At 66.7% G+C, this 6,941-nt stretch carries 8 protein-coding genes and 3 tRNA genes; 6 read left to right on the top strand and 5 right to left on the bottom strand.

The genetic code is table 11. The annotated features are described in order from the left end of the window. Positions 1 to 125: 125 nt before the first annotated feature. The 4 genes from ACRDSQ_RS24540 to ACRDSQ_RS24525 all read right to left on the bottom strand — a co-directional run bounded on the left by ACRDSQ_RS24540 (position 126) and on the right by ACRDSQ_RS24525 (position 1,120). A tRNA-Phe gene (locus ACRDSQ_RS24540) sits at positions 126 to 199 on the bottom strand. A 22-nt stretch (positions 200 to 221) separates the two neighbouring features. Continuing rightward, a tRNA-Asp gene (locus ACRDSQ_RS24535) sits at positions 222 to 295 on the bottom strand. 54 nt (positions 296 to 349) lie between these two features. Further along, positions 350 to 422: transfer RNA gene (locus tag ACRDSQ_RS24530), tRNA-Glu, on the bottom strand. A 452-nt stretch (positions 423 to 874) separates the two neighbouring features. Next, positions 875 to 1,120 (bottom strand): hypothetical protein, encoded by a 246-nt coding sequence (locus tag ACRDSQ_RS24525; RefSeq protein ID WP_091376024.1) that lies wholly within the window; start codon positions 1,118 to 1,120, stop codon positions 875 to 877. Positions 1,121 to 1,371: 251 nt separating this feature from the next. Here ACRDSQ_RS24525 and ACRDSQ_RS24520 point away from each other — a divergent pair, with 251 nt between their 5' ends. Next, complete coding sequence (locus ACRDSQ_RS24520) at positions 1,372 to 1,581, top strand: heavy-metal-associated domain-containing protein (protein WP_431424325.1); 210 nt, start codon at positions 1,372 to 1,374, stop codon at positions 1,579 to 1,581. A gap of 312 nt (positions 1,582 to 1,893) precedes the next feature. Continuing rightward, positions 1,894 to 2,235, top strand: coding sequence for a hypothetical protein (locus tag ACRDSQ_RS24515; protein ID WP_431424324.1), 342 nt, complete (start codon positions 1,894 to 1,896; stop codon positions 2,233 to 2,235). A gap of 61 nt (positions 2,236 to 2,296) precedes the next feature. Here the strand turns inward: ACRDSQ_RS24515 and ACRDSQ_RS24510 are convergent, their stop codons facing one another. Then, a complete protein-coding gene (locus ACRDSQ_RS24510) occupies positions 2,297 to 2,500 on the bottom strand; it encodes a cold-shock protein (protein ID WP_431424323.1) in 204 nt (67 codons plus the stop codon). Between the two features lie 377 nt (positions 2,501 to 2,877). Here ACRDSQ_RS24510 and ACRDSQ_RS24505 point away from each other — a divergent pair, with 377 nt between their 5' ends. The 4 genes from ACRDSQ_RS24505 to ACRDSQ_RS24490 all read left to right on the top strand — a co-directional run bounded on the left by ACRDSQ_RS24505 (position 2,878) and on the right by ACRDSQ_RS24490 (position 6,873). Then, on the top strand, positions 2,878 to 4,074 hold the full coding sequence (locus ACRDSQ_RS24505; protein WP_431424322.1) for a L,D-transpeptidase: 1,197 nt from the start codon (positions 2,878 to 2,880) through the stop codon (positions 4,072 to 4,074). A 106-nt stretch (positions 4,075 to 4,180) separates the two neighbouring features. After that, positions 4,181 to 4,762 carry a PaaI family thioesterase gene (locus tag ACRDSQ_RS24500; protein ID WP_431424321.1) on the top strand — a complete coding sequence of 194 codons (582 nt, stop codon included), beginning with the start codon at positions 4,181 to 4,183 and terminating at the stop codon, positions 4,760 to 4,762. 22 nt (positions 4,763 to 4,784) lie between these two features. Next, entirely contained in the window at positions 4,785 to 5,936 is a 1,152-nt protein-coding gene (locus ACRDSQ_RS24495; protein ID WP_431424320.1) for a metallophosphoesterase, read from the top strand. 439 nt (positions 5,937 to 6,375) lie between these two features. Continuing rightward, positions 6,376 to 6,873 carry a hypothetical protein gene (locus ACRDSQ_RS24490; protein WP_431424319.1) on the top strand — a complete coding sequence of 166 codons (498 nt, stop codon included), beginning with the start codon at positions 6,376 to 6,378 and terminating at the stop codon, positions 6,871 to 6,873. The last annotated feature ends 68 nt before the right edge of the window (positions 6,874 to 6,941 follow it).

Below are 6,941 nucleotides of genomic sequence, written 5' to 3'. Positions count from 1 at the left end.
CTCTCGGTTCGATCATCCGCCAGGCCGGTCTCACCTCCACAGAATTCGTGAAGCTTCTCTGACCTAACCTGGGCTATTTCATGGGCTGGTCGACAAGAACGTCGCGTTCTTGCTGGCAGAACCGGTGGCCAGGGGCGGGATCGAACCGCCGACCTACCGCTTTTCAGGCGGTCGCTCATACCAACTGAGCTACCTGGCCAAGCGGAGGTGCTCCGCTGAAGCGACCCTGACGGGACTCGAACCCGCGACCTTCGCCGTGACAGGGCGACGCGCTAACCAACTGCGCCACTGGGCCTTGCTCTACTGCTCTTCTGATCAACAGTGTACTGCGACTGCACTAGCTACTGCGTACTCCCAACGGGATTCGAACCCGCGCTGCCGCCTTGAAAGGGCGGAGTCCTAGGCCGCTAGACGATGGGAGCCCGACCGCTCGGGCGGACCGATCGACTGCGCTTCCAGAGGCTACCGGTTCTGCTTGGCTGGTATTCGCTGGGAGCATGGATAGCTTAGGGCACACCCCCCGGGTCCTCCAAAACGGGTTATCCATTATGGCCCTGAGCTGCGCAAACGATAGTTTTGAGCCGCTGCGGAGCCGATCAAGCCCGGCCTGCGGCCCGCGGGCCGCGATCGTGGCCGCGGAGCCCGTGTCGCACCCCGAGCGCCGCCCACAGAGGGAGGCAGCTGGGCCCAGAACCTCCGAAGGGAAAGCGCTCGAAATTGTCGATCATGTCCGCGCGGGGCGTTTTCCGGACGCGTGGGCAAGATCGACGAAATCGATCTGGAATTCGGAACTGAATGGCGCTCACAATTTACCGGGACGTCATTGACATCGGCCGCGCGCTGACCGTGGTCCGCGCGCGGCCGGGGTCGGCGACTACCGGCGGACGGCGGGCAGGCCGTCGTCACCTTCCACGAGTCCGAGCATTTCGAGCAGCTCACGGCAGTCGTCGGCGTCGATCGAGCCGCGCGCGACAGCCAGCCTGGCCCGCCGCACCTGCTCGTCGGACACGCGTGCCGAGTCGCCGGACCGCGGCGCAGGCACTCCTGTCGAGAATTGGCCGGACGTGCCGAGGCTGTCCTGCTGGAGAAGGAAGGACCGCACTTCGAGTGACCCGCTCATATCGCCTCCCCGAATTGTTTGGCGTGAGGCTATGAGAGATCTCGCCCCGGTCACAGCCCCCCGGAGAGTGAACCGACTCCACACCGGGTAGCCGAACGTGATCGATTTTCTTGATCCCTGCCGAGTTCGGGCAGTAGGTCACCGACCTTGGGATCACCCGATCAGCCCAACCGGGCCCCACTCATGTAAACCTTTACCCCCTAGGGGTATTGTTGCCTGCGAGGACCACCACCGTCGAGAGGATTCCGCCCGTGTCTGTTCAGACCGCCTACACCGTCACCGGCATGACGTGCGGCCACTGCGCCAGTTCGGTCACCGAGGAGCTCACCGGAATCGAGGGCGTCACCGACGTCGCGGTCGATTTGGCGAGCGGCGCCGTGACAGTCACCAGTGCCGCGGAACTGGAGCGCGACGATGTCGTGGCCGCGGTGACCGAAGCGGGTTACCAGGTCACGGCCTGATCGCTCCCCCGCACGGGTTGCTTACCGCGAGATTTACCGCTGCGCAAGGCGAACTTCAGGTGAACATTTTCCCTCGAATTTTCCCACCTTGCCCCTCCCGCTGGACGAGTGCGCGTGCAACAATCGACTTGCTGACATACCCCCGGTCAGCGCCTGTGGAGATCCCCTCCGGCCCCCGCGTTTCTCCCCCTGGCGCGGGGGCCTCTCCATGTCCGCAGGTCAGCGGCATGACATGGGGTGTTCACTTGATCGGGTGATGTGTCGACCCTCACAGAGGAGGCGCCGCCGCAACCGATTCGTTATCCTCTCCCGGTGCCTTTTCCCTCTTTCGGACGCAGCCGTACCGACCTCAAGGCGGTCGGCACCACCACGGGACGCCACCGTCCCCCGCACCGCGAGCAGAGTGAGGAACTCCTGCCCGACGTAGAGCTGGAGAACTACCTCGCGGCTCTCTCCCCCGAGTCGGACAACGAGACGACGGCCACCGGCCGCCGGTTCGGCAGCGCCGAGGTCTACCAGCTGCGCTTGTCCCTCATCGCGAACGAGCAGCTGCGTGAACTCGCGGCCTACCGCCAGACGTCCCCGATGGCGCTCGCCCAGGAATGGGTCATGCAGCGCCTGGAGTGGGAGTCGCAGCAACTGCAGCGGTCCTGACACCCACACACGCACGAGAGCCCCGGTCGTGGGCGACCGGGGCTCTCGTGGGTGAAGAGGACTAGATCGGGACGACGTTCGTTGCCTGCGGGCCCTTGGTGCCCTGGCCGACCTCGAACTCGACGCGCTGGTTCTCCTCAAGGGACCGGAATCCCTTGGACTGAATCTCCGAGTAGTGCACGAAGACATCGGCGCCGCCATCATCCTGCGCGATGAATCCGAAGCCCTTCTCGGCGTTGAACCACTTGACTGTGCCCTGTGCCATAAAACCTGCCTCCATCGCAGGAGCTTGGGGCTGCACCATGCAGCCCCGGGCCGCCCTCGGGCGGTGCTCCCGCCCAGTCCGACGAAAGCAGCGCGCCCGCGTTGTCGTTCCGCGAGCGTGGAAAGCACGAACACAGAAGCTACGGCCTGCAAGGCAAAGAATATCGAGATGTCAGGGGCCGCACTACTGCCTGACGGGCACCCCGCTAGCCCAAGCGGGTGATCTACACCAACACGCTCCGAACATCTGTCGACCGCCCATAAAACTCCCACCAAAAGCAACCGATGTGACGCGAGTCACACCCTTGTTCAGCCAACTTCGCGGCCCACTACAGCGTCGTAATGGGTGTCAAGGGGCACAGGGGGAAGGGAAGCGACATGGGCGGGACGAAACACTCTGGGAGACGGTGGATTCCCGCCACGCTGGTGAGTGCCGGACTGGTCGCGGTCCTCGCCCTGACCGGCTGCACGACGACCGGCGTGGGCACGGCCACCTCGGGTGGCGGCGGCCTGGTCGAGCAGCCTGAATCGGCCAAGATCACCGTCAGCCCCGTCTCGGGCGCCAAGGACGTCGGCCCCGGCGAGCCGATCGCGGTCAGCGTCGCCGACGGCACCCTGGAAAAGGTCGCGCTCACCAACCCGGATGGCAAGCAGGTCAAGGGAGAGCCGGCCGCGGACAAGAAGTCGTGGAAGGTCGGCGAAGACCTCGGCTACGCCAAGACCTACACCTGGTCCGGCTCGGCCATGGGCGCCGACGGCAAGAGCGTCCCGCTTTCCGGTTCCTTCACCACCGTCAAGCCGAAGAGCCAGATCAAGGCCGGCCTGAACACCGGCGACGGCCAGACCTACGGCGTCGCGATGCCGATCGCGCTCACCTTCGACGCACCGGTGAAAGACCGGGCGGCCGTGCAGAAGGCGCTGACCGTCGAGACCTCGATCGACACCGAGGGCGCGTGGGCCTGGCTCAGCGACCGATCGGCGCACTGGCGGCCCAAGGAGTACTGGAAGCCGGGCACCAAGGTCACCGTGAAGGCCGACACCTACGGCATCGCCTTCGGCAACGGCGCCTACGGCCGCAACGACGTGACGTCGACGTTCACCATCGGCCGCTACCAGGTCGTCGTGGGCAACACCCAGACGCACCGGATGGTCGTGAAGACCGAGGCCGGGCAGACGCACGACTTCCCCGCCAGCTTCGGCCTCGAGTCCGACCCCGGGCGGGTCACCAAGAGCGGCACGCACGTGGTGATGAGCAAGCACGCCAGCTACGGGATGACGAACCCGAAGTACAACTACGAGAACGTGGTCGTGCCGTGGGCGGTCCGCATCTCCAACAACGGCGAGTTCATCCACGGCTACGCCCCCTCGATCTGGGCGCAGGGCAAGCAGAACGTCTCGCACGGCTGCATCAACCTGGCCCCCGCCAACGCGAAGCTCTACTTCGACACGGTTCTTCCTGGCGACCCGGTGGAGATCGTCGGCAGCACCCAGCAACTCGGCGCGCAGGACGGCGACTACTACGACTGGGCCCTGTCCTGGGACAAGTGGCGAACTCTTTCCGCAGAAGCCGCCTAGAACTTTCCTCCAGGAGGCCACCGCCGAAGCGCTCACGGCTTCGGCGGTGGTCGTCTGCGCACCCCGTGTGCCAGGCCACAGAGGACGCCCGGCTTACGCTCGGGACATGACCCGTGTACCTGAGCCGTGGCCGCCTGTGGAGACCGACATGCCGCAGCGGCACGAGGACGCCCCCGAGCCGGGCACCGACCTCCCGCCGCACTACGCCCACTGCTTCGGCTGCGGCGACCAGGCCGACGACGGCCTGCACCTGCGGGCCACCGTGGGCGACGGCCACACGATCCTGTCCCAGTTCACCGTCACCGAGGCCCACCAGGGTGCGCCGGGCCTGGCCCACGGCGGGCTGCTGGCCTGCGCCTTCGACGAGGCGCTGGGTACGACGGTGGGCAACCTGCTGCGGGCGCCCGCGGTCACCGCGAAGCTGGAGACCAGCTTCCTGCGGCCGGTCCCGGTGGGCACCACGCTGTTCATCGACGCCCACCTCGACGGCATCGCCGGTCGCAAGATCTACGTCAGCGCCGACGGCCGCCTCGACGCCCCCGACGGCCCGGTGGCGGTGCGCGCGCGGGCGCTGTTCGTGCTGGTCGACCTGAGCCACTTCGTCACCCACGGCCGCAAGGAAGATCTCGTCGCCGTGGCCAAAGACCCGAGTCTGCTCAGCCACCGTCCCTTCGAGATCAATCCGTAGGCTGAATCCGTAGGCTGAGGGAGTGGTCTTCCTCCTCTTGGCGCTGCTGGTCGTCGCGGTCCTCCACATCTACGTGTGGAAGCGCCTGGTGCTCGACGTCGCCCGGACCCCGCGGTTCCGGAGAGCAGGCACCATCGCGTTCGCGGTCCTGGCTTCGCTGCTGATCGCCGCCCTGGTGCTGCCGCGGCGGATCGGGATCGACGCGGCCCGCTGGATCGTGTGGCCCGGGTACCTGTGGTTCGCCGTGCTGTTCTATCTGTTCGTCGTCTTGCTGGTCCTGGAGATTCCGCGCTTCGTGGCGAACCGGCGGCCGAAGGCAGAGGCCACCGACGAGGGCCGCAGGCTGTTCCTGGCCCGCGGCGCGGCGGTCGTGGCGGCGGTCGCGGCCCCGGCGACGGTCGGCGCGGGCATGGTCTCTGCTTTGAGCGCTCCCGAGGTCAAGCGCTTCACGGTGCCGATCCGCAGGCTCGACCCGGCTTTCACGGGTTTGCGGATCGCGGTGGTCAGCGACATCCACGTCGGTCCGATCCTCGGCCGGGCGCACACCGAGCGGCTGGTCCGGATGATCAACGAGACGCAGCCGGACCTGGTGGCCATGGTCGGCGACCTGGCCGACGGCACGGTGGAGGACCTGGGCCACGCCGCGGAGCCGCTGCGCGACCTGGTGTCGCGCGAAGGCACGTTCTTCGTGACCGGGAACCACGAGTACTACTCCGGCCACCAGCAGTGGATCACCGAGCTGGAACGGCTCGGCCTGCACTACCTCCGCAACACCCGCACCCAGATCACACGGGCGGGCAGGACATTCGACCTCGCGGGCATCACCGACGTCACCGGCAAGGCGTTCGACGACGCTCCGGACGTGGTGGGCGCCCTGCGCGGCCGGGACGAGACCAAACCGGCTGTTTTGCTGGCCCACCAGCCGGTCCAGGTCACGGACGCGGCCCGGGCGGGCGTGGACCTGCAGCTGTCGGGGCACACCCACGGCGGGCAGCTGTACCCGTTCCACCACGTCGTCGGACTGGCGCAGCCCGCCGTGTCTGGTCTGTCCAAGGTGGACGACACCTGGCTGTATGTGACCAACGGAGCGGGTTTCTGGGGTCCGCCGGTGCGGGTCGGCGCGGCGCCGGACATCACGGTGCTGGAACTGGTGAGCGCGCCGATCATCCGCTGAGCGAGCAGATTCACCCCATCGGGAGACCCGGCGACCCGGGCGAGTCGTAACAGGACCTTTTCCCGAGGCCCGGATTGTGTGACGTCGCAACCGTCACCGTCTCGTCGACCCAAAGCCGCATGTCAAAGCCGGTCGCCGACGAAACCTGACGCAATCTCAATCTCCGCTCTGATCTCACGTACGTGGCGATTCATTCTATTGGGGGACATATCGCTCCGGCCAAGAACGCGGTGCGTATTCGAACAAAATGCTTCACCTCGTTTCGAGCACCGCCCCGGCCGTGTCGCATTTGCTCAGTGCGCGCCGAACTCACTAAGGTTCCGGCTCGTCGGGCGGTTATCGACTCTCACGGAGTCGAATCACGTTTCAGTAGCGCATCGCGTCGCCATTGCGTTATTCGGACTTCTCGCGGTGCGCGCAACATCAAGGAGCAGTAGAAGTGCTGAAGAAGATTGGCACGGTCGCCGTCGGAGTTGCGGGCGGCCTGTTCATGCTCACCGGTATGGCCTCGGCGCAGGGCGAGCCCGCCGGTGACTACCCGGACGGCGCGCACCACCTGCACGGTGGGCACAACAACCTCGTCCACGTCGGCGACACCAGCCTCGGCAACGGCTCGCTGAACAACGTCGGCCAGTGCATCGCTGTGCCGAAGCCGCAGGTCCCGGTTGCCGTGAACGGAATCGGCGCCGCTGTCGCGACCGCCGCTCAGGACATCAAGCCGCCGGTCGTCCTTCCCGAGATCAACGTGCTGGGCGGGCACAACGGCGACTCGGTGACCACCACCTCGGTCATCGACCAGACCGGCAACAACAACTGCACCGGTGGCAGCGGCAACGGCGCAGGCAGCGGCACGGGCCACGGCTCCGGTGACGGTGCCGCGGCGGGCTCGGGCGACAGCAGCGCCGGCGACGGCGCGGGCATCTTCAACGGCTGGTGATCAGTCGCTGTGAGCACGGCGTTTTGCCGGTCCGCGCGAAAGCTCCTGCTCTGAGCAGGGAGTGAACC

The organism is Actinokineospora sp., from assembly GCF_050699995.1.
GTDB lineage: Bacteria > Actinomycetota > Actinomycetes > Mycobacteriales > Pseudonocardiaceae > Actinokineospora.
Note: the sequence above shows the minus strand (reverse complement) of the source record. Positions and strands in the feature narration are given on the sequence as shown.